This is a genomic window from Ciceribacter sp. L1K22 (genome assembly GCF_017599385.1).
GTDB lineage: Bacteria > Pseudomonadota > Alphaproteobacteria > Rhizobiales > Rhizobiaceae > Allorhizobium.
In genome coordinates, this window is the sequence record NZ_JAGFPK010000002.1 from 785,992 (window position 1) to 808,237 (window position 22,246).

The window sequence follows — 22,246 nt, forward strand, 5'->3', positions numbered from 1 at the left end:
GCGGTATGCCCATTTGCCGGGGGCCGGACCCGTCGGACCCGACCGGAACAGACTGTACGGAAGTCAGAAAGGACCACTTGATGGTCAGCCTTGGTGGTATCGCCCGCAAAATCTTCGGCTCGTCCAACGACCGCCGTATCCGGTCGTACGGCTCCCGCGTCGCGGCGATCAATGCGCTGGAACCCGAAATGAAGGCCCTCGACGACGCGGCGCTCGCCGCCAAGACCGTCGAGTTCCGCAAGCAGCTCGCCGACGGGGCCAAGCTCGACGACCTGCTTGTACCGGCTTTCGCCGTTGCCCGTGAAGGCGCCCGCCGCGCGCTCGGCCTCCGGCCTTTCGACGTGCAGCTGATGGGCGGCATGATCCTGCACGAGAACTCGATCGCCGAAATGAAGACCGGCGAAGGCAAGACGCTTGTGGCGACGCTCGCCGTCTACCTCAACGCTCTCGCCGGCAAGGGCGTCCATGTCGTGACGGTCAATGACTACCTCGCCACCCGCGACTCCACCACCATGGGCAAGCTCTACGGCTTCCTCGGGCTGACCACGGGTGTCATCGTCCACGGCCTGACCGACGAGCAGCGCCGCGACGCCTATGCCTGCGACATCACCTACGCGACGAACAACGAACTCGGCTTCGACTATCTGCGCGACAACATGAAATACGAACGCGGCCAGATGGTTCAGCGCGGCCACAACTATGCGATCGTCGACGAAGTGGACTCGATCCTGGTCGATGAGGCACGCACGCCGCTGATCATTTCCGGTCCGCTGGACGATCGCTCGGACCTCTATAACACGATCGATGCCTTCATCCCGATGCTGACGGAGGAAGATTACGAGATCGACGAAAAGCAGCGTTCGGCAAACTTCTCCGAAGTCGGCACCGAAAAGCTCGAAAACCTGCTGCGCCAGGCCGGGCTGCTGAAGGGCGAGAGCCTCTACGACGTCGAGAACGTCGCGATCGTTCACCACATCAACAACGCGCTGAAGGCCCACAAGCTGTTCTCGCGCGACAAGGACTACATCGTCCGCAACGGCGAGATCGTCATCATCGACGAATTCACCGGCCGCATGATGCCGGGCCGCCGCTATTCCGAAGGCCAGCACCAGGCTCTCGAAGCCAAGGAAAAGGTGCAGATCCAGCCGGAAAACCAGACGCTCGCCTCGATCACCTTCCAGAACTATTTCCGCATGTACGACAAGCTGGCGGGCATGACCGGCACGGCGGCGACGGAAGCGGAGGAATTTGCCAACATCTACGGCCTCGACGTGGTCGAAGTACCGACCAACCTGCCGATCAAGCGCGTCGACGAGGACGACGAGGTCTACCGGACCGCCGAGGAGAAGTTCAAGGCGATCATCGAGGAAATCAAGGACGCCCACAGCCGAGGCCAGCCGGTTCTGGTCGGCACGACCTCGATCGAGAAGTCCGAACTGCTCGCCGCCATGCTGAAGCAGACCGGTTTCGACAAGTTCCAGGTGCTGAACGCCCGCTATCACGAACAGGAAGCCTATATCGTGTCGCAGGCCGGCGTGCCGGGTGCCGTCACGATCGCCACCAATATGGCCGGCCGTGGTACCGACATCCAGCTCGGCGGCAATATCGACATGCGCCTTGAGCGCGAACTGGAAGGCATGGAGCCTGGACCAGAGCGCGATGCCAAGGTCGAGGCGATCCGCGAAGAGATCAAGAAGCTGAAGGAACAGGCGCTCGCCGCCGGCGGTCTCTACGTGATCGCCACCGAGCGCCACGAAAGCCGCCGCATCGACAACCAGTTGCGTGGTCGTTCCGGCCGCCAGGGCGACCCGGGCCGCTCGAAGTTCTACCTGTCGCTCCAGGACGACCTGATGCGCATCTTCGGCTCCGACCGCATGGATGGCATGCTGCAGAAGCTTGGTCTGAAAGAAGGCGAGTCGATCATCCATCCGTGGATCAACAAGGCGCTCGAGCGCGCCCAGAAGAAGGTCGAGGCCCGCAACTTCGACATCCGCAAGAACCTGCTCAAGTATGACGACGTCATCAACGACCAGCGCAAGGTGATCTTCGAGCAGCGCGTCGAACTGATGGACATGCAGGATGTCGATACCGTCGTCACCGACATGCGCCATGAGGTCATCGAGAAGATGGTGAGCCTCCACATCCCCGAGCGCGCCTATGCCGAGCAGTGGGATGTCGATGCGCTGAAGAACGCCGTCGCCACGACACTGAACCTCGACCTGCCGATCAAGGAATGGGCCGCGGAAGACGGAATCGACGAGGCGGAGCTGACGACCCGCATCCGCGATGCCGCCGACAAGTACGTGGCCGAAAAGGCAGAGCGCTTCGGCCCCGACATCATGACCTATGTGGAGCGCTCGGTCGTTCTCCAGACGATCGACAATCTCTGGCGCGAGCACATCGTCAATCTCGATCACCTGCGCTCGGTCGTCGGTTTCCGCGGCTATGCCCAGCGCGATCCCCTGCAGGAATACAAGGCGGAGGCCTTCGAGCTCTTCCAGGCCCTGCTGGCCAACCTGCGCGAGGCCGTGACCACGCAGATGATGCGGGTGGAGATCGTTCGCGAACAGCCGGCTCCCACCCCGCCGCCGATGGAGGGCCACCACATTGATGCCACCACCGGCGAGGACGATTTCGGCGAGGGCGCTCCGGAACAGCAGCCTGCCGTCGAGCGCGACGGCGCCAATCCCGAAAGCTGGGGCCGCGTCGGCCGCAACGAGCCCTGCCCCTGCGGCTCGGGCAAGAAATACAAGCACTGCCACGGCGCCTTCGAACAGGAATAGGCCAAAGCACGAGATGCAAAGAAAGAAGCGGGCGTCGAAAGGCGCCCGCTTCTTTCGTTCATGCTGCTGACCTTCGAGTGGCTTCGCCGTTCCCATTCTCCAACACAGCGCAAGCGTCGCGAAGGCTTATCGGGCTAGCTGCTGGGGTTGAGGTAAAATGTGGGTGGCCCCGGCGCTTTCGTCGGGCTGCGAGAGGCGTCGGAGCTGGAATATGGCGAAGCCGAATGTCGATCAGATCCTGTTCAAGGCGAACGCCCATGCGAAGAAGGGCGAAACGGGACCCGCACGGCAGCTCTACGAGGCCGTGCTCAGGATGGCACCAGCCAACAAACTCGCGAGACAGGGCCTCGAACGCCTGGGCGCAGCACCCGCACCCTCGATCGAGGTGACGCTGACGGCGGAACTGGCCAAGCTCTACAAGCTCGGCGCGTTCGGAGTCCTGCGGCCGAGATTGACCAAGGCGCTCCAGGCATTTCCAAACAACAGGATGCTATGGATATTGACTGCCAACGTCGAACGGGCCGAAGGCCGTTTCGACAGGGCGATTGACGCCTTCCGGCGGGTGACTGAAATCGATCCGGGTTATCCGGACGGTCACAATGATCTCGGCATCTATCTCAAGGCCGAAGGCCTTCTTGACGAGGCTGAGGTATCGATCCGGCGCGCCATCGCGCTGCGGCCGGATTACCCGGAAGCCCACAACAATCTCGGCAACGTGCTGAGGGCGCTTGGGCGGCTGGACGAGGCGCTTGAATGCTACAAACAGGCGCTTGGCCTGCGACCGGATTACATCGAAGCACACAACAACATGGGCAACCTGTTGCAGGATCAGGGCCGGGCCGGCGCCGAGGACAGCTATCGCAGGGCGCTCGAACTCAACCCGGATTTCGGCGAGGCCCACTACAATTACGGCTCGGCGCTTGAAGACCAGGGCCGGCTCGATGAGGCGATGGAAAGCTATCGCCGGGCGCTGGAACTGAAGCCCGACTTCGACTTCGTGAAGGGCCAGCTTCTCCATCTGCGGCAGATGACCTGCGACTGGAGCGTCTGGCCGGAGATCGACGCTGCCCTGCCGACCCTCGGTATCGTCGGCGACCGCGTTCCGCCCTTCGTGACCCTGGCGATGGAGGATAATCCGGAGCGGCAGTTGCAACGCTCGATCCACTGGCGCGAGAAGAGCTATTCGGTAACGCCGACAGTGTCCGCCCTTCCCGCCGCGAAAAGCGGCAAGATCCGTATCGGCTATTTCAGCGCCGACTTTTACGACCACGCCACCCTCTACCTGATGGCGGGTCTGCTCAGGCTGCACGACCGCACCCGGTTCGAGATCTACACCTACGGCTATGGACGAACCCAGCACGGCATCTGGCGCGACCAGATGATCGCCGAGGTCGATGCCTACACTGAGCTGCGCGGTGTGTCGGACGAGCAGGCGGCCGACCTGGTGCGCCACCATCGGCTCGACATCGCCATTGACCTCAAGGGCTATACCAAGCACACCCGAAGCGAACTCTTCGCAAGGCGCCTGGCGCCGCTGCAGATCAACTACCTCGGCTATCCCGGCAGCATGGGCGCCGATTTCATCGATTATCTCGTTGCCGACCATATCGTGGTTCCGCCGCAGGAACGCCGGCATTACTCGGAAAATGTGATCTTCCTGCCTGGCTCCTACCAGCCGAACGACGACCATCGCAGGATCGCCGACAGCCCGACAACCCGCTCGATGTTCGGTCTGCCCGACGATGCGTTCGTCTTCTGTAGCTTCAACAACAGCTACAAGATCGGCCCGCGCGAGTTCGACATCTGGATGCGCGTGCTGAAGGCCGTCGACGGCAGCGTACTTTGGCTCCTGCGCGCCAATCGCTGGGTCGAGGCGAACCTGCGGCGCGAGGCGGCCGCGCGAGGCGTCGATCCAGCGCGGCTCATCTTTGCCGCCAACACGCCGCATGCCGAACACCTGTCTCGCCACAAGCACGCGGACCTGTTCCTCGACAGCTTTGCCGTGAACGCGCACACGACGGCGAGCGACGCGCTTTGGGCCGGACTGCCGGTGGTGACGCGCAAGGGGCGCCAGTTTGCCGCCCGGGTCGCTGCGAGCCTGCTGCACGCCGTCGATCTCGGCGATCTCGTGACCGACAGCGACGAAGCCTACGAGGCGCTGGTCCTTGATCTCGCCCACGATCCGGAACGTCTGGAAGATGTCAGGACACGGCTCGGCAAAGGTCGCACCCGCGCGGGCTCGCTCTTCGATACCGCGACCTACACACGGCATTTCGAGTCGGCACTCGCCGAGGCCCATCGCCGTCGCCTGGAAGGGCTACCGCCCGCAGATTTTACCATCGGAGCCGACGCCTGACAGCGACACTCGCCCAATCCTGGCGAGCGAAAAGAACTGTTTCTTAACCCTGATCTGACAACACTCGCCTTTGTTTCCCAGGTTCGAGTGAGCAGTGCGTGTCGATCATGGCGGTTGTCCAGACAGCGGAAAAGATGCTGCCGGCAGGCTTGCGCCAGCTGCTCGCGCCGGTGATGCTGCGGCTGGCGGGAACCTTCCTTGCCACCGACGAAACCGCCCGCGCCCAGCGCATGGCCCTGATCGCCTTCGTCATCCGCGTCGTCAGCGCCGGCATCGCCTTCTTCTCGCAGATCATCCAGGCCCGCCTGATGGGCGAGTTCGAATACGGCATCTTCGTCTTCGTCTGGGTGCTGGTGGTCCTGTTCGGCAACCTCTCCTGCCTCGGCTTCCACACCGCAGTCATCCGCTTCCTGCCGCAATATGACGACGAGACCGAGCGCAGCGAAATCCGTGGCCTCACCGTTACGGCACGCCTGTTCGCGATGTTTTCCGCCACCATGCTGGCGCTTGTCGGCTTCGCAGCGATGCATCTTCTCGGCGACCGGATCGAAGCCTACTACATGGTGCCGCTGTTCCTCGGCCTCATCGCCCTGCCGATGATTGCGCTCGGCGACGTGCTTGACGGCACGGCGCGCGCCAACAGCTGGCCTGTCGCCGCTCTGAGCCCCACCTACATCATCCGCCCCACGCTGATCCTCGTCTTTATGCTGATCGCCGTGCTGTTCGGCGCGCCGCGCACCGCAACGACGGCAATGCAGGCAGCCCTTGCCGCAACCTATGTGACGACGCTCGTGCAGTTCATCTCGATCAACCTGCGCCTGCGCCGTCGCTTCGAGCGCGGGCCGCTGAAGATCGACTTCCTCGCCTGGTTCCGGGTGGCTTTGCCGATCTTCCTGATCGAGGGCTTCGGCTTCCTGCTCACCAATTCCGACGTCGTCGTCGTCGGCCTCTACCTTGAGCCGGACCAGGTCGCGATCTACTTTGCCGCGGCGAAGACCATGGCGCTGGTGCAGTTCGTCTATTTCGCGGTGAAAGCAGCCGCCGCACCCCGCTTTTCGGCGATGATGGCCGACGGTGACATGATGGCGCTCGCCACATTCGCCGGCACCACCAGCCGCTGGAGCTTCTGGCCGTCGCTGGGGATGGGTCTTGTCGTCCTGGCACTCGGCACTTTTCTGCTGTCGCTGTTCGGCCCGGCCTTCGGCGCCGGCTACTATCTGATGGCGATCCTGTTCGCCGGCAGCCTCGCCAAGGCTCTCGTCGGCCCAGGCGAGGTGCTGCTGACCATGGCCGGGAGGCAGATGCTCTGCGTCGTGCTCTATGTCGCGGCACTCACCGTCAACATTGGCCTCAATGTAACACTCATTCCCCTCTACGGTCTGGCCGGCGCCGCGATCGCCACCGCCGCCGCCACCATGACCGAAGCGCTGCTGCTGCATATCGCGGTCAGACGTTCCCTGGGCATCGTGCTCTTCGCCTTTGCCGATCCGACCTCGCTGATGAAGAAAAGGGCGCAATGACCATGCCCAACCCACCGATCTACGACGAAAGCGTCAACAGCAACGCCAACCGCATGGTCGGCGCGCTGGCGAGCGTGCCGCGCGAGCGGCCCGTCGCCGACATCGAGCTCGAGATCGGGCGGCCCGGCCGCCGGCTGTTCCTGTATCCGGCCCGGATGGGCTACGATCTGCAGGAGGAACTGCAGTTCCTGACGAACCGGGCGATGGAACCGAACATCTTCTTCGCCGCCGGATTCCTGGCGCCGGCCATGCCTCGGCTCGAGGACCGGCAGGTGCGGCTGGCCCTGATCCGCGACGACCGGAACAATCGCAGCCGCATGCGCATGCTGATGCCGTTCTCCGTCGAGAAACCCGGCTTTTCCGTCGGTCCGTCGATCATTCGCGCCTGGTCGAACCCGTTCGGCCCGCTCGGCACGCCGCTGATCGACGCCGAGGAGGCGGCCGAAACGATCGAGAACATGCTGGAGGCCTATGCGCTACCGGCATCGAAGCTGCCGGGCGTGCTGGTGCTGCCGGATCTGAGGCTGAATGGGATCGTCGCCCAGATGATCAGGGCCCTGGCGATCAGCCGTGACCTGCCGCTAACGCTGACCAATACCTATCAGCGTCCGATGCTGAATAGCGACGAGGACGGCGAAACCTATCTCGCCGGCTCGCTTTCGAAACACCATCTGCGCGAGATGCGCCGCCAGTGGCGCCTGCTCGCCAAAGACGGCGGGCTCTCCTACAACGTCGCCCGCCAGCCGGAGGACATTCGGGTGCGTATGGAGGAATTCCTGGCGCTCGAGGCAAGCGGCTGGAAGGGCAAGAAGCGCTCGGCCATGGTGATGGACCGCTACCGAGCCGCCTTTGCGCGCGAGGCGATCACCAATCTCGCCGATATCGACGCTGTGCGTATCCATACGCTCGACCTGAATGGCCAGGCGATCGCCTCCATGGTGGTGTTCATCATGGGCGGCGAGGCTTATACTTGGAAGACCGCCTATGACGAGAGTTACGCACGCTTCTCACCGGGCAAGCTTTTGATGGTCGAGTTGACGAAATGGCATCTCGACGATGCCAATATCGAACGAACAGATTCCTGCGCCGTGCCGGACCATCCGATCATGAGCCGCTTCTGGCGTGAGCGGGAGGAAATGGGCACTTTGGTGATCGGCCTGGCCCGCAACAGCGACCGGGACGTGCGACAGGCGGCCAACCAACTGCACCTCTACCGCAATACCCGCAACATGGCCCGCATCCTGCGCGACAAGATCCTCGCACGCCGCAACGACGACTGACTATTCCGCCGCAGCCGCGTGCTCCCCGTCGCGCAACAGCCGGCGGATCACCTTGCCGCTCGTCGTCATCGGCAGGGCGTCGACGAAAGCCACTTCGCGCGGATATTCGTGCATGGAAAGCCGCTGCTTGACCCAGTCGGAAATCGCGCGGGCGAGCGCTTCGCCCGGCTCATGGCCCGGCGACAAAACGACGAAGGCCTTGACGATTTCGGTTCGAACTGGATCGGGCTTTCCGATGACGGCGGCGAGTTTCACCGCTGGATGGCTGAGAAGACAGTCCTCGACCTCCGTCGGACCGATCCGGTAACCGGCAGAGGTGATCACGTCGTCATCGCGGCCAATGAATTCGACGAAGCCATCGGAATCCTGCCGGCCGAGATCGCCGGTCTTCATCCAGTCCCCGACGAATTTTCGTTCCGTCGCGGCCTCGTCCTGCCAATAGCCGAGGAACATCACCGGATCCGGTCGGGCGATCGCCACCTGACCGGTAACGCCCGGCGGAACGGCACGCCCTTCGTCATCGATAATGGCGACACGATGACCCGGCACGGAGCGGCCGATCTTGCCGCCCTTGCTGACGCCGAGATGGGCGGCCGACGAGAGCACGAAATTGCATTCGGTCTGGCCGTAGAATTCGTTGGGCACAAGCCCGAGCGCCGACCTTACCCACTCGTAGGTCTCGCGGCCAAGCGATTCTCCGGCAGACCCGATGCTGCGCAGGGAAAGATCGTAGTGGCGGCGGGGATTATCGATGGACCGCAAAAGCCTCAACGCCGTCGGCGGGATGAAAGCGTTGCGCACGCCCATCTCCGCCATGATGCGGAAGGCAATGTGCGGATCGAACTTCTGCGCCGGCGAGGAGACCACCGGAACGCCAAGCAGCAGGGAGGGCAGGAGGGCATTCAGAAGCCCGCCGGCCCAGGCCCAGTCGGACGGCGTCCACATCCGGTCGCCATCGCGCGGGATGAAGTCGTGCGCCATCTGGAAGCCGGGAATATGGCCGGGCAGGACCCGGTGTCCATGCAGCGCGCCCTTCGGCGGACCCGTCGTACCTGAGGTGAATATCATCAGCGCCGGATCGTCGGGGCCGCTGTCGATAACTTCGAACACCGAGGCCTGTGCTTCGATGAGATCGTGGAACGAGAGAGCGCCAGGCGTCTCACCGTCGACCGAGATCACGTGCCGCAGCCCCTCGGGACGCGGGCTGACTTGGGCAAGGCGTGACAGGCCAAAGGCATTTGTGACCAGAACCGAAGCGCCCGCGGCACGCAGCCGGTAGTCCAGCGCCTCCGCGCCGAACAGAAGAGCCAGCGGCAGGGCGATGGCCCCGAGCTTGTAGATGGCGACATGGGCGATCACGGTCTCGAAGCACTGAGGCAGCAGGAGCGCAACCCGATCGCCGGGATTCACGCCAAGGGCAACAAGCGCATTGGCAAACTGCGACGATCGGGCGGAAAGCTGCCCATAGGTCATCGACAGATGCTTTCCGTCGGCACTGAAGTGCTGAAGGCAGACCCGGTTGGGCTCGTTGCGGGCCCAGGCGTCGGAGACGGCCTCACCAATGTTGAATTTTGACGGAATCTGCCACGAAAAATCGCGATAAAGCGCCTCGTAGCTGTCCCGAACGGGCAAGAACATGCCGAAATTCCCGAAAAACTCGATAGTTTCCTAGCTATCACTCCTTTCGCACCTGCACAATGGAGCGGTATTCGGTGGGTTGCCATGCTCCGCTGGACAGCGTTTCGACGTCCGTGTAGCGTCCCGCCACCGAAACCGAGACCCGGCGGTCGTGGCGATCACGACCGCTAACCGGATAAGACCGAGTGACAAGAATGAACGACAACACCTCCGATTCCGACGGAAAACGCCCGAAGACCGGCATGCTGCGCTCTGGCCAGGCTGTCAGCCTGGTGAGCGTCGACAAGACGCTGCTGCCGAAGACCCGCCGCAAGGCCAAGGGTAACGAGGACGCAGGCACGATTGCCAATGTGAAGATCGTCTCCCCGGTCGGCGCCCGCGGCGTCGCAGCACGGCAGCAGATCCAGCAGAAGGTACTGCGATCGGCGAGTGCCAGGATTGGTGGTGCCATAGAACAGGGCACGCTGTCGGCCAAGGGTGCGAAACAGTTGCTCGTCGCGCGCATGACCAAGGCGCTGGGCTCGACTGACGCGGCCGAAACCTGGTATCGCAGCCATCGCCTGGAAGCGCTCGGCGGCCGCACTCCGGCCCAGATGGTCCGCGCCGGCGAGGTGAAGGCGTTGATGGAGCATCTTCAGGCGAGCGGGGCGCAGAAGGCCTGAGGCTTTCCGAGATTTGAAGTCTTCCAAAGGAGAATGCCGCAGGGCCTCAGCACGGACACTGCGGTGCCGCCGGGATGAATTGGTGCCCCATGCCGGAATCGAACCAGCACTCCTTTCGGAACTCGATTTTGAGTCGAGCGCGTCTACCAGTTCCGCCAATGGGGCAATCCATGCGTTCCAGTCGGGTAGAACAGCGCCGGACTATACGAATGGGTATGTGCGGGTCAACTGGTATCGGACACAAAGAGACGATCTTGCGGTGATTTTCGAAAAGCTTTCGCACTGCGGCATGGATGGCATTTACTCCGGTCGAGGGCTCCAATAAAACGGCTGCCAACGTCAACGGGGTCTTCCGATGCTGCGCCGCCTGTACGACTGGACCATGTCGCTTGCCCGAACCCGCCATGCCGAAAAGGCGCTGTTCGGCGTTTCCTTCATCGAAAGCTCCTTCTTTCCCATACCGCCGGACGTGGTCCTCATCCCCATGGTGATCGCCAAGCCGATGAACTGGCTCCGGATCGCCCTGATCTGCACGGTCGCGTCTGTGCTGGGCGCGTTCCTCGGCTACGCGATCGGCATGTTCCTGTATGAGACCGTCGGCCAGCCGATCCTCGCCTTCTACGGCAAGGAAGATGCCTTTACCGAGATCGCCGATTGGTACAACACCTGGGGTGGCTGGGGCGTGCTGTTTGCCGCCGTCACACCGTTTCCCTACAAGGTGCTGACGATCTTCTCCGGTGCGACGGGACTGAACATCTTCATATTCACTCTTGTCAGCATCGTCGGCCGAGCTGCCCGTTTCCTCCTCGTCTCTTGGCTGTTGAAGCTTTACGGCGAACCGATCCGGCTGTTCATCGAAAAGTATCTCGGCCTTCTTTTCACCCTCTTCATGGTGCTGCTGATCGGCGGCTTCTACCTCGTCAAGTTCATCTTCTGAAAGGCACGCGCCCATGGCCGCGATCACCAAAACCACAATGGCAGCCGTCGCGGCGACGATCGGCATGGCAATCGTCGTCGGCTCAGCGCTCGGCTTCGAGCATATCGGCGGCTATATTCCCTGCGCGCTCTGCCTGATGCAGCGCAATCCCTATTATATCGGCATCCCGCTCGGCATTCTCGCGATCGTCGCGTCTATGCTGCGGCTGCCGGTCTGGATCACGAAGACGCTTCTCGTCGCCATCGGCCTGCTGATGGTCGTCGGCGCCGGTATGGGCGTCTATCATTCAGGCGTGGAATGGCAGTTCTGGGAAGGCCCGGCGAGCTGCAGCATTACCGCCGCCGGCGCAGGCGCCACCGGCGGCGACATCCTGGCGCAGCTGAACGAGGTCAAGGGCCCGTCGTGCACCGAGGCGACGCTCCGGGTGCTCGGTCTTTCCTTCGCAGGGTGGAACGTCCTGACGAGTATCGCACTCGCCGCGATCGCCTTCTGGGGCGCGACCCGCAAGACTGCCTGAACGATCAGGGCTGCAGTTCGCTGTCCCAGTAGAGATAGTCAATCCAGCTTTCGTGCAGATAGTTCGGCGGGAACAGCCTACCATTGTTGTGCAGGTCCTGCACCGTCGGTCGATAGGGCTTCTGTGCCGGGAACATCTGCGCCTGCCGCGGCAGCTTGCTTCCCTTGCGCAGATTGCATGGAGAACAGGCGGCAACCACGTTTTCCCAGGTCGTCTCGCCGCCATGGGCGCGCGGAATGACGTGGTCGAAGGTGAGATCCTCTGTGGAGCCGCAATACTGGCACTGGAATTTGTCGCGCAGGAAGACGTTGAAACGGGTGAAGGCCGGATTGCGGGTCGGTTGCACATAGGTTTTCAGGCTGACAACGCTCGGCACTCTCATCGAGAATGTCGGCGAGCAGACCGAGTGCTCGTATTCAGCGATGATGTTCACCCGATCGAGAAACACGGCCTTGATCGCATCCTGCCATGACCACAGCGACAGAGGGTAATAGCTGAGCGGCCTGTAATCGGCATTCAGCACGAGCGCCGGCAGGGAATTAGGAGAAACAGCAATCGTCAAGGGCATTCTCCTGATCGATTCGGCATCCACACTTTCTATATTAGGTCCGTTGTTACAGGATTGTGAAGTCCAATAAATCCAGTTGCTTCGAGTCCGCTGTCGTCATGCGGCAGGCGCGGCCTCGCGCCCGAGCCGCGTTGCATAAAAAGCCCAGAAAAGCCGGGCGGCGACCGAGCGCCAGGGGCTCCACGGCGCGGAGATTTGCCGCACCCTCGTGATGTCCGGCCGTTCCGGCAACTCGAACGCCCAGCCGACAGCCGCCCTCAGCGCAACGTCTCCGGCCGGAAACACATCGGGATGGCCGCCGCAGAACATCAGATACACCTCCGCTGTCCAAGGTCCGATTCCAGGAAGCCGCGTCAGGTCCGCCATAGCCTCGTCAAGGGGAGCACTGGCGACGGCGTCGAGATCGATCGTGCCTGACACAACCGCCTCGGCGAGGCCTTTTAGCGTGCGCGCCTTGGCACCCGAAAGACCGAACCCGGCGATCGGCCCTTCGGAAATCGCCAGATAGCGCTCGGCCGAGAGCCCTTCGCCAGCGGCGAGCAGGATACGGCCCCAGATTGCCTCGGCGCTGGCGCGCGACACCATTTGCGAGACGACGATGTGGGCGAGACCCGCAAACCCCGGCTCGGCCAGACGCAACGGCAAGGGACCAGCCCGCTCCGCGATTTTCGCGAGCCGCGGGTCGATACGAAGCAATGCGGCGAGACCGGTTTCGATGTCCTCGATCGATCTGATGGGGTTCATGCGCGGTCTTCGAATGCCTCTTGGAGCCGATTGCGGTTTCATGTCAGAAGGAAGCATGCACGCCGTCGACCCTCAAAGTCCACCCGTTTTCCGCTTCGCGCCAAGCCCCAACGGGCCGCTGCATCTTGGCCATGCACTGTCGGCGATGCTCAATCACGACATGGCGAAGGCGGCGAACGGGCGTTTCCTGCTGCGCATTGAGGATATCGACATTACCCGCTGCACGCCGGAATTCGAGCAAGCCGTATACGAGGACCTTGACTGGCTGGGCCTCAATTGGGAGAAGCCGGTGCGGCGGCAATCCGAGCACATAGCGCACTATCGGTCGGCGCTGGACAGGTTGATTGACATGGGCCTTGCCTACCCTGCCTTCATGACGCGCGGCGAGGTGAAGGCGGTCGTAACGAAGGCCGAAGCGCATGGAACCGCTTGGCCGCGCGACCCGGACGGAGCGCCGCTTTATCCGGCAGATGACCGCTACGTTTCAGAGGATGAGCGACAGACGCGGATTACTTCCGGCGCGCGCCACGCCTGGCGGCTGGACATGGCGAAAGCCGTCTCCATAGCCGGCGATGGTTTGAGCCGGAACGAGGAGGGTGATGGCGAAAAGGGTGTGATCGCAGCCGATGCTGCGGCGTGGGGCGACGTGGTGCTATGGCGTTCGGACGCGCCGTCGAGCTATCACCTTTCAGTGGTGCTGGACGATGCGCTGCAGGGAGTTACGCATGTGGTGCGGGGCCTGGACCTCTTCCAGTCGACCGCCGTGCACCGTTTGCTGCAACGGCTGCTCGGCCTGCCGGAGCCGCGCTATCATCACCATCGGCTGATACTCGGCGCGGACGGGCGCAAACTGTCGAAGAGCGAGGGATCGACTGGTCTGGCGACGCTTCGAGCAGAGGGAGCCTCGCCCTCAGATATCCGCCGCCTGGTCGGGATTGGCGCCGGGTGACACATCGACCCGCATGGCGGCAAACTTCATCAGCGCGGCATTGAATTCCGCGCCGATCAGGAAGATCACGCCGACCATGTAGAGGAAGACGATCACGATCATGATCGAGGCGAGGCCGGCATAGGTGGCGGCGTAGTTGGCGAACGTGCCGAGATAATAGGTGAAGATCAATGCGCCGATCATCCACAAAAGCAGCGTCAGCACCACGCCGGGTAGCACGTCGATCAACCGCCGACGCCCGGCCGGCAGGCCGAGATGAGAGAGCAGCAGACCGACGACCAGCAACGCCACGGTGCCGATGATGCGCCAGTTGGCGATCGTCGCCAGCCACTCCTGCATCCACGGAAACCATGTCTCGGCAAAGGCATCGGCAACGGGAACGACGACGAGCAAAGCGCTGACAAGGGCGAAGACGATAACGGCGCTGAGCACGAAACCCAGACTGATCAGGCGCGTGATGTACCACGGCCGGGTTTCCGTGACGCGATAGGCGCGGTTCAGTCCGGCCCGGAGCGCCTCCACGCCGTTCGACGCGAAATAGGCGGCCGCCAGCACGGAGATCGTCAACAACCCCCCGCGCGGGATCGTCAGGACGTTCACCAGTTCATCCGACAAGGGCTTCGCAATCACTTCGGGCCAGGTGTCGAAGATCAGATGGATGGCGGTTTCGGAAAACTGGTCGGCGCCCAGGAAACCGGCGAGCGCGGTTCCGAAGATCAGGAAGGGAAAGACGGCCAGCAGCGCCGAAAGCGCGACATGGCTTGCCATCGCCCAGCCGTCGTCCTCGCTGAAGTGGTACACCGCATCGAACGACACCCTGTAGAGCCTGCGCAGGTATGTCGTCATGAAGTCTCCCTTGTGGCCAAGCGATTGTATCCCGCGGGGGAATATGGGAAACCCGGTCCGATTTGTACAGGATCGAGACCATGACCGACACCCGCAGCATCATCGTGACCGGCTGCTCCTCCGGCATAGGAGCCTATTGCGCGCGGGCGCTGAAGGCCGAGGGCTGGAGGGTTTTCGCCTCCGTCAGAAAACGTGAGGATCTGGCCGCGCTGGAGGCGGACGGGCTGGAGGCGCTGGTCATGGACTATACCGACGAGGAAAGCATCGCGACGCTCGTCGATACCGTAGCCGAGCGCACAGGCGGGCGAATCGATGCCCTGTTCAACAACGGGGCCTATGGCCAGCCTGGTGCCGTCGAGGATCTGTCGACGGACGTCCTGCGCCGCCAGTTCGAGACGAATTTCTTCGGCTGGCACGAGCTGACCCGTCGCGTGATCCCGATGATGCGTCGGCAAGGCCATGGCCGCATCGTACAGTGCTCCTCGATCCTCGGTCTCGTGGCCTATCGCTATCGCGGCGCCTACACGGCATCGAAGTTCGCACTCGAGGGTCTCAGCGTGACGTTGCGGATGGAGCTGGAGGGCAGCGGCATCCATGTGAGCCTGATCGAGCCGGGGCCGATCGAAAGTCGCTTTACCGTCAATGCGCTGGCGCAGATTCGCGAGAACATCGATCTTGTGAACTCGGCCCATGCGCGCGAATACAAGCGTCAGCTTGCGCGTCTCGACGGCAGCGGACCGATCAATCGTCACAAGCTCGGTCCCGAAGCGGTCCATGAAGTCCTCAGACATGCCTTGACCGCGACACGCCCGCGCCCACATTATCTCGTGACAACTCCAGCCAAGCAGGGCGCCATGCTGAAAAGACTGCTGCCCGCCGGCCTTTTCTACAGGCTGATGCGGTCGCTGGACTGACCTCAAGCAAAAGGGCAATCCGAAATCATGTCCACATTCACATCGGTCCTGGCTTTCATCGTCATGGGACTGGTCGTCGTCGTTCTCGTGCGCGGCCTGTTCAACATGATGAAGGGTGGCGACGGCAACCTTTCCAACAAGCTGATGCAGATGCGTATTCTGCTGCAGGCAATCGCCGTGGCGCTGATCATGCTGACGCTGTGGCTGACGGGCGGCGGACGATAGGATCGGGACCATGGTCAAGCTCAACAAGATCTATACCCGCACCGGGGACGACGGAACGACGGCGCTGGTCACCGGTCCCCGCCGTCTCAAGCATGATCTGCGGGTGGACGCCTATGGTACCATCGACGAGACCAATTCCGCGATCGGCGTGGCCCGTCTGCACACGAACGCCTTGACGGACCTCGACGCCATGCTGCTGCGGGTCCAGAACGATCTCTTCGACCTTGGCGCCGATCTCGCCGCGCCCGATACCGGCGAGCCGCTTTCCTATGAGCCTCTACGCATCATCGAGGCCCAGGTGGACCGGTTGGAGAAGGAAATCGACCAGCTGAACAGCGAACTCGATCCGCTGAAATCCTTCATCCTGCCCGGCGGTTCGCCCGCAGCCGCCTATCTCCATCTCGCCCGTACCATCTCACGGCGGGCCGAGCGGGTGATGGTGGAGCTGTCGCGGATCGACGGGGAAAACGTGCACGAACCGTGCCTGAAATATGTAAACCGACTGTCGGACTTTCTGTTCGTCGCGGCGCGATACGCCAACGACAAAGGCAAGGCCGACATATTGTGGGTACCTGGAAAAAACCGCTGACGAGAAAGGTCGGGCGTCTTGTTCATACCGCTGCACGACAGGAACGCCCTCAAACACATTCGGCGACAATACGTCACGCTTGGCCTGATCATCCTCAATGTCGTCGGTTATGTCCTTACGGTGCTGTCAATGCCGGAAGAGATAGCGACCGCCGCAATCTTCAGCTTCGGCTTCATTCCGGCTGTCGTATTTGACTATGCCGCTCTCGATCCTTCGCTGGCACTTGTGCCGCCCGACGCCACGGTGCTCACCTATTCTTTCCTGCACGCCGACCTCATGCATCTCGGCACCAACATGCTGTTTCTCTGGGTGTTCGGCGACAATGTAGAGGATGCGCTGGGACACGTCCGCTTCCTGATCTTCTATCTGCTCTGCGCCGCGGCGGGCGCCTATGTCCATGGTCTTGTCGGTCCGCAGTCACAGGTGCCGCTGATCGGTGCTTCGGGCGCCGTCTCCGGCGTGATCGCGGCCTACCTTCTGCTCCACCCGAAGGTGCGGGTATGGGTACTGGTACTCTTCCGTTTTCCTCTTCCTCTTCCAGCGGCCATTCCGCTGGTCTTCTGGATCGGCCAGCAGTTCGTGATGCTGGCCACCGACTTCGGCTCCAATGTCTCGTGGGGCGCGCATGTCGGTGGCATACTCGCCGGCGGTCTTCTGGTTCTGGTCATGCGCCGCCGCGGCGTGCCCTTGTTCGACCGCACGATCGTCACGCCCCGTTCGGTCAAACATCAGGAGGCGTCGCCGCCCGCGCCATCCATGATTGGCCGCTCCGAGCCGGCGCGCGACGCCGTTCGCTGGGGTCGATCGGCATAGCAAGAAATTTTACGTGTACGTAAACGTAATATAATCGTTTAAACGACATTATGCCGCCGGGCGGGCCGTTGTGTTTGCGAAAAAAATGCGTATCCATGTCGCCGACTGACTATCGGAGGACCGTCCGAAAGCGCATTTTCAGGGCGGGCAATGAAGGAAGGAACTCATGAAGGTACTTGTCACCGTTAAGCGGGTCGTCGACTACAATGTGAAGATCCGCGTGAAGCCGGACGGTTCGGGCGTCGAACTCGCCAACGTCAAGATGTCGATGAACCCCTTCGACGAAATCTCCGTCGAGGAAGCGTTGCGGCTGAAGGAAGCGGGCAAGGCCGAGGAAGTCGTCGTCGTCTCGATCGGCCCGGCCAAGGCAGAGGAAACGCTGCGCACCGCTCTCGCAATGGGTGCCGACCGCGCGATCCTGGTCGAGACCGAGGATGCAGTCGAGCCGCTCGCCGTCGCCAAGATCCTGAAGGGTGTAGTCGAGGCCGAACAACCGGGTCTCGTGATCACCGGCAAGCAGGCGATCGACGACGATTCGAACCAGACCGGCCAGATGCTCGCCGCCCTGCTCGGTTGGGGCCAGGCAACCTTCGCCTCCAAGCTAGAGATCAAGGACGGCTCCGCCGACGTGACCCGTGAAGTCGATGGCGGCCTGCAAACCATCAACGTCAAGCTCCCGGCCCTCGTCACGACGGACCTGCGTCTCAATGAGCCGCGTTACGCCTCGCTGCCGAACATCATGAAGGCAAAGAAGAAGCCGCTCGACAAGAAGAGCCCGGCCGATTTCGGCGTTGACACGGCTGCCCGCCTAAAGGTGATCAAGACCGAGGAGCCCGGTGGCCGCAAGGCTGGCGTCAAGGTCAAGACCGTCGCCGAACTGGTCGACAAGCTCAAGACCGAAGCCGGCGTGCTCTAATCGGAACGGATAGGGAGATAAAGACATGGCCATTCTTCTTCTGGCAGAACACGACAACACCACCGTATCCGACCAGACCGCCAAGGCGCTGACGGCCGCGACGCAGATCGGCGGCGATATTCACATCCTCGTCGCCGGCTCCGGCGCCAAGGCAGCAGCCGAATCCGCAGCCAAGCTGTCAGGCGTTACCAAGGTTCTGCTCGCCGACGACGCCTCGCTCGCCAACAACCTTGCCGAGCCGCTGGCCGCGACGATCGTCGCGCTCGCCGGCAGTTACGACGCGATCATCGCTCCGGCGACATCGGTCGGCAAGAACGTCATGCCGCGCGTCGCAGCGCTGCTCGACGTCATGCAGGTCTCGGAAATCATCGAGGTCGTATCCGCAGACACCTTCAAGCGTCCGATCTATGCCGGCAACGCCATCCAGACCGTGCAGTCGACCGATGCCAAGAAAGTGATCACCGTCCGCACTGCTTCATTCGCCGCTGCCGGTGAAGGCGGTTCGGCGTCCGTCGAGACCATCTCGGCCGGCGCCAACCCGGGCGTATCGAGCCACGTGGCAGACGCACTGTCGTCCTCGGATCGTCCGGAACTGACCTCCGCCAAGATCATCATCTCCGGCGGCCGCGCGCTCGGCTCCTCGGAGAAGTTCAAGGAAGTCATCCTGCCTGTTGCCGACAAGCTCGGTGCTGCCGTCGGCGCCTCGCGCGCGGCGGTCGATGCGGGCTACGCCCCCAACGACTGGCAGGTCGGCCAGACCGGCAAGGTGGTCGCCCCGCAGCTCTACATCGCCTGCGGCATCTCCGGCGCGATCCAGCACCTCGCTGGCATGAAGGACTCCAAGGTGATCGTCGCGATCAACAAGGACGAGGAGGCGCCGATCTTCCAGGTCGCCGACTACGGTCTCGTCGGTGATCTCTTCGAAATCCTGCCGGAACTCGAGAAGTCGCTTTAAACCTCGCTCTTTCGCACCTGCGAAAAGACTGGAAAAACGACTAAAGCGAGTCTATCAATCTTGCCGGGCCCTCAAAAATGGGGGTCCGGCATTTCTTTGCCAAAAACAGACTGCGTGGGGAGAGCGCGATGGACACGACGATCAGCAACGTAGGAATCATTGGCGCTGGTCAGATGGGATGCGGCATCGCTCAGGTTTGCGCGCTCGCCGGCTACAAGGTGACCCTCTACGACCTCTCCAAGGATAGAACTGAAGCAGGTCTCGCCACGATCAACGGAAACCTTGCCCGGCAGGTGAGCAACGGCAAGCTCTACGAGGAGGACCGCAAGGCGGCAGTCGCGAAAATCTCCGGCAGCGCCGACATCAACGACCTCGCGCCGATGGATCTGGTGATCGAGGCGGCGACAGAGGACGAGAGCGTCAAGCGCAAGATCTTTGCGCAGGTTTGCCCGGTCCTGAAGCCGGAAGCGCTGCTTGCCACCAATACATCGTCGCTGTCGATCACCCGCCTTGCCGCATCAACCGACCGTCCCGAGCGTTTCATGGGCATTCACTTCATGAACCCGGTACCGGTGATGAAGCTGGTCGAACTCGTACGTGGCATCGCCACCGAGGAACTGACCTTCGCGACCGCCAAGACTTTCGTTGCCTCGCTCGACAAGACCATCACGGTCGCGGAAGATTTCCCCGCCTTCATCGTCAACCGCATCCTGCTGCCGATGATCAACGAGGCGATCTACACGCTCTATGAGGGCGTTGGCTCGGTCGAGGCGATCGACACCGCCATGAAGCTCGGTGCCAACCATCCGATGGGCCCGCTGCAGCTCGCCGATTTCATCGGTCTCGATACCTGTCTCTCGATCATGCAGGTGTTGCATGACGGCCTGTCCGACTCGAAGTATCGCCCCTGTCCGCTGCTGGTAAAGTATGTCGAGGCCGGCTGGCTTGGCCGCAAGTCCGGCCGCGGCTTCTACGACTATCGCGGCGAAGTGCCCGTCCCCACCCGCTGAGCGGACCCGCGCGCATTCCGGACAAACCTCTTACCGCGCAAAGATTTTTGCTGCGTTCATGGATCATTGGTCTGTCATTCCTCGGAAGCGCACGGATGACGCTCTAGTTTGCAGGCTCGATACTGGCCCCCGCATTCCGGAGCATCCGCATGAAACGCCTCCTCCTCGTCACCGCAGCACTTGCCGCCTTTACCGTTCCGCTGCAGGCCGCTGCCGCCGACAAGCTTCTGAACGCCTCCTACGACATCGCCCGCGAGCTGTTCGAGGCGGAGAACGAAGCGTTCATCAAGGTCAATCCGGGCATCACCATCGACCAGTCGCATGGCGGCACCTCCAAGCAGGCCCGCGCGATCGTCGAGGGTCTCGAGGCTGATGTCGTGACCTTCAACCAGGTCACCGACATCGAATTCCTGGTGAAGAACGGCTTCGTTTCCGAAGACTGGCAGAGCGAATTCCCGAACAATGCCTCGCCCTTCTATTCCTTCCCGTCCTTCCTCGTGCGCGCCGGCAACCCGAAGGGCATCGAGGACTGGGACGATCTTGCCCGTGATGACGTGAAGGTGATCTTCCCGAACCCGAAGACATCAGGCAATGCCCGCTATACCTATCTCGCGGCCACAGCCTACGCGAAGGAGAAGTTCGGCGGCGACGAGGCCAAGGTTACGGAATTCGTCGACAAGATCTTCGACAACGTTCCCGTTTTCGACACCGGCGGTCGCGCCGCGACGACGACCTTTGTCGAGCGCGAGATCGGTGACGTCATCATCACCTTTGAAGCCGAGACCAAGTCGATCGCCAAGCAATACGGCGAGGATAATTACGAGCAGGTGGTCCCCTCCGTCAGCCTTCTGGCCGAATTCCCGGTCGCCATCGTCGACAAGGTCGCCGAGAAGAAGGGCAGTCAGGACCTGGCGAAGACATATCTCGACTTCCTCTACACGCCGGAAGGCCAGACCGTCGCCGCCGAATTCGGACATCGCGTTCATGACGAGGCGGTCGCCGCCAAGTACAAGGACGAGTTCCCGGACGTGCGTCTCGTGACGGTCGAGGACGTGTTCGGCGGCTGGAGCAAGGTCTCCCAGGAGCATTTTGCCGAAGGTGGGATTCTCGACGGCATCTACGGCAGCCGCTAAGGGCAGCTGTGAAAAGGCTGACGGACCGGCGGACGTTCCGCCGGTTTTCTCATGAAAGGATGACGACGTTGACACGGCGCGTATTGCCAGGCTTCCGGCTGTCCCTCGGGATCACGCTGGTCTATGCCGCGATCATCATCATGCTGCCGCTCGCCGCGCTGATCTTCAAGGCGGCCAGCCTCGGACCGGTCGACTACTGGCGCATCGTCTCCTCCGAGCGGGCCGTCGCGAGCTACATGGTGACGGTCGGCTCCGCCTTGGTGGCGACGCTCTTCAATCTCGTTTTCGGGCTCGCGCTCGCATGGGTTCTGGTGCGTTACCGTTTCCCCGGCCGCCGGATCATTGATGCGCTTGTCGACCTGCCCTTCGCGCTGCCAACAGCAGTGGCCGGGATCTCCCTGACGACGCTGTTCGCAACCAACGGGTGGTTCGGCTCGGTCCTGTCGCAGATCGGCGTGAAGGTTGCCTATACCCCGCTCGGCATCATGGTCGCCATGGCGTTCACCAGCCTGCCCTTTATCGTTCGCACCGTGCAGCCGGTACTCGAAGAGCTTGATCCCGCGCTCGAGGAAGCGGGCCAGACGCTGAGCGCCGGCGACTGGTCAATCTTCCGCCGGGTCATTCTGCCGCTGCTGGCGCCCGCGCTCTTGGCCGGCACCTCGCTCGCATTCGCCCGCAGCCTCGGGGAATTCGGCGCGATCATCTTCATCGCCGGCAACCAGCCGTTCGAGACCGAGATCACCGCCCTCCTCGCCTTCATCCGGCTGGAGGAATACGACTATCCGGCCGCCGCCGCGATCGCCTCGGTCATGCTGATCGCCGCCTTCGTGATGCTGGCCGTGACCAATATTCTGCAGGCACGCGCCCTGCGCTACACGGTGAAAGGCTGAC

General features: G+C 62.4%; 21 protein-coding genes and 1 tRNA gene. 17 read left to right on the top strand and 5 right to left on the bottom strand.

All coding sequences use genetic code 11. The features are described from left to right. Nucleotides 1-80: 80 nt before the first annotated feature. The 4 genes from secA to J5J09_RS21595 all read left to right on the top strand — a co-directional run bounded on the left by secA (nt 81) and on the right by J5J09_RS21595 (nt 7,939). Nucleotides 81-2,783 carry a preprotein translocase subunit SecA gene (gene secA / locus J5J09_RS21580; RefSeq protein ID WP_208554286.1) on the top strand — a complete coding sequence of 901 codons (2,703 nt, stop codon included), beginning with the start codon at nt 81-83 and terminating at the stop codon, nt 2,781-2,783. 211 nt (nt 2,784-2,994) lie between these two features. Further along, a complete protein-coding gene (locus J5J09_RS21585; protein ID WP_208554287.1) occupies nt 2,995-5,139 on the top strand; it encodes a tetratricopeptide repeat protein in 2,145 nt (714 codons plus the stop codon). A 98-nt stretch (nt 5,140-5,237) separates the two neighbouring features. After that, complete coding sequence (locus J5J09_RS21590; protein ID WP_208554288.1) at nt 5,238-6,659, top strand: oligosaccharide flippase family protein; 1,422 nt, start codon at nt 5,238-5,240, stop codon at nt 6,657-6,659. Nucleotides 6,660-6,661: 2 nt separating this feature from the next. Beyond that, complete coding sequence (locus tag J5J09_RS21595) at nt 6,662-7,939, top strand: GNAT family N-acetyltransferase (RefSeq protein ID WP_208554473.1); 1,278 nt, start codon at nt 6,662-6,664, stop codon at nt 7,937-7,939. Here the strand turns inward: J5J09_RS21595 and J5J09_RS21600 are convergent, their stop codons facing one another. Continuing rightward, the gene (locus J5J09_RS21600; protein WP_208554289.1) at nt 7,940-9,577 is read right to left on the bottom strand and encodes an AMP-binding protein; all 1,638 of its coding nucleotides are present in this window, start codon (nt 9,575-9,577) and stop codon (nt 7,940-7,942) included. A 194-nt stretch (nt 9,578-9,771) separates the two neighbouring features. On the opposite strand from J5J09_RS21600, the gene J5J09_RS21605 reads away from it, so the two are divergent. Beyond that, nucleotides 9,772-10,239, top strand: coding sequence for a hypothetical protein (locus J5J09_RS21605; RefSeq protein WP_208554290.1), 468 nt, complete (start codon nt 9,772-9,774; stop codon nt 10,237-10,239). An 80-nt stretch (nt 10,240-10,319) separates the two neighbouring features. Here J5J09_RS21605 and J5J09_RS21610 read toward each other — a convergent pair. Continuing rightward, nucleotides 10,320-10,404: transfer RNA gene (locus J5J09_RS21610), tRNA-Leu, on the bottom strand. Between the two features lie 190 nt (nt 10,405-10,594). Between J5J09_RS21610 and J5J09_RS21615 the strand changes: the two genes are divergently transcribed. Further along, nucleotides 10,595-11,176, top strand: a complete 582-nt coding sequence (locus tag J5J09_RS21615; RefSeq protein WP_208554291.1) for a YqaA family protein — start codon at nt 10,595-10,597, stop codon at nt 11,174-11,176. A 13-nt stretch (nt 11,177-11,189) separates the two neighbouring features. Beyond that, entirely contained in the window at nt 11,190-11,693 is a 504-nt protein-coding gene (locus J5J09_RS21620) for a disulfide bond formation protein B (RefSeq protein WP_208554292.1), read from the top strand. 4 nt (nt 11,694-11,697) lie between these two features. Here the strand turns inward: J5J09_RS21620 and J5J09_RS21625 are convergent, their stop codons facing one another. Continuing rightward, on the bottom strand, nt 11,698-12,255 hold the full coding sequence (locus tag J5J09_RS21625; RefSeq protein WP_208554293.1) for an HNH endonuclease: 558 nt from the start codon (nt 12,253-12,255) through the stop codon (nt 11,698-11,700). Nucleotides 12,256-12,357: 102 nt separating this feature from the next. Further along, the gene (locus tag J5J09_RS21630) at nt 12,358-13,005 is read right to left on the bottom strand and encodes a DNA-3-methyladenine glycosylase (RefSeq protein ID WP_208554294.1); all 648 of its coding nucleotides are present in this window, start codon (nt 13,003-13,005) and stop codon (nt 12,358-12,360) included. 55 nt (nt 13,006-13,060) lie between these two features. Here J5J09_RS21630 and gluQRS point away from each other — a divergent pair, with 55 nt between their 5' ends. Continuing rightward, nucleotides 13,061-13,954 carry a tRNA glutamyl-Q(34) synthetase GluQRS gene (gluQRS, locus tag J5J09_RS21635; RefSeq protein ID WP_246746033.1) on the top strand — a complete coding sequence of 298 codons (894 nt, stop codon included), beginning with the start codon at nt 13,061-13,063 and terminating at the stop codon, nt 13,952-13,954. Here the strand turns inward: gluQRS and J5J09_RS21640 are convergent. Next, the gene (locus J5J09_RS21640; protein WP_208554296.1) at nt 13,916-14,800 is read right to left on the bottom strand and encodes a YihY/virulence factor BrkB family protein; all 885 of its coding nucleotides are present in this window, start codon (nt 14,798-14,800) and stop codon (nt 13,916-13,918) included. The genes gluQRS and J5J09_RS21640 overlap by 39 nt on opposite strands. 80 nt (nt 14,801-14,880) lie before the next feature. Between J5J09_RS21640 and J5J09_RS21645 the strand changes: the two genes are divergently transcribed. The 9 genes from J5J09_RS21645 to cysT all read left to right on the top strand — a co-directional run bounded on the left by J5J09_RS21645 (nt 14,881) and on the right by cysT (nt 22,245). Beyond that, on the top strand, nt 14,881-15,714 hold the full coding sequence (locus J5J09_RS21645; RefSeq protein WP_208554297.1) for an SDR family oxidoreductase: 834 nt from the start codon (nt 14,881-14,883) through the stop codon (nt 15,712-15,714). Between the two features lie 27 nt (nt 15,715-15,741). Then, nucleotides 15,742-15,939, top strand: coding sequence for a twin transmembrane helix small protein (locus J5J09_RS21650; RefSeq protein ID WP_208554298.1), 198 nt, complete (start codon nt 15,742-15,744; stop codon nt 15,937-15,939). A gap of 10 nt (nt 15,940-15,949) precedes the next feature. Then, nucleotides 15,950-16,528 (top strand): cob(I)yrinic acid a,c-diamide adenosyltransferase, encoded by a 579-nt coding sequence (locus J5J09_RS21655; RefSeq protein ID WP_208554299.1) that lies wholly within the window; start codon nt 15,950-15,952, stop codon nt 16,526-16,528. An 18-nt stretch (nt 16,529-16,546) separates the two neighbouring features. Further along, entirely contained in the window at nt 16,547-17,341 is a 795-nt protein-coding gene (locus J5J09_RS21660) for a rhomboid family intramembrane serine protease (RefSeq protein WP_208554300.1), read from the top strand. Between the two features lie 166 nt (nt 17,342-17,507). Then, a complete protein-coding gene (locus J5J09_RS21665; protein WP_208554301.1) occupies nt 17,508-18,257 on the top strand; it encodes an electron transfer flavoprotein subunit beta/FixA family protein in 750 nt (249 codons plus the stop codon). 25 nt (nt 18,258-18,282) lie between these two features. Beyond that, nucleotides 18,283-19,212, top strand: coding sequence for an electron transfer flavoprotein subunit alpha/FixB family protein (locus tag J5J09_RS21670; RefSeq protein WP_208554302.1), 930 nt, complete (start codon nt 18,283-18,285; stop codon nt 19,210-19,212). 128 nt (nt 19,213-19,340) lie between these two features. Beyond that, nucleotides 19,341-20,222, top strand: a complete 882-nt coding sequence (locus J5J09_RS21675; RefSeq protein WP_208554303.1) for a 3-hydroxybutyryl-CoA dehydrogenase — start codon at nt 19,341-19,343, stop codon at nt 20,220-20,222. Nucleotides 20,223-20,371: 149 nt separating this feature from the next. Next, nucleotides 20,372-21,355, top strand: coding sequence for a thiosulfate ABC transporter substrate-binding protein CysP (gene cysP, locus J5J09_RS21680; protein WP_208554304.1), 984 nt, complete (start codon nt 20,372-20,374; stop codon nt 21,353-21,355). 59 nt (nt 21,356-21,414) lie between these two features. Beyond that, nucleotides 21,415-22,245 carry a sulfate ABC transporter permease subunit CysT gene (gene cysT / locus J5J09_RS21685; RefSeq protein ID WP_208554305.1) on the top strand — a complete coding sequence of 277 codons (831 nt, stop codon included), beginning with the start codon at nt 21,415-21,417 and terminating at the stop codon, nt 22,243-22,245. The last annotated feature ends 1 nt before the right edge of the window (nt 22,246 follow it).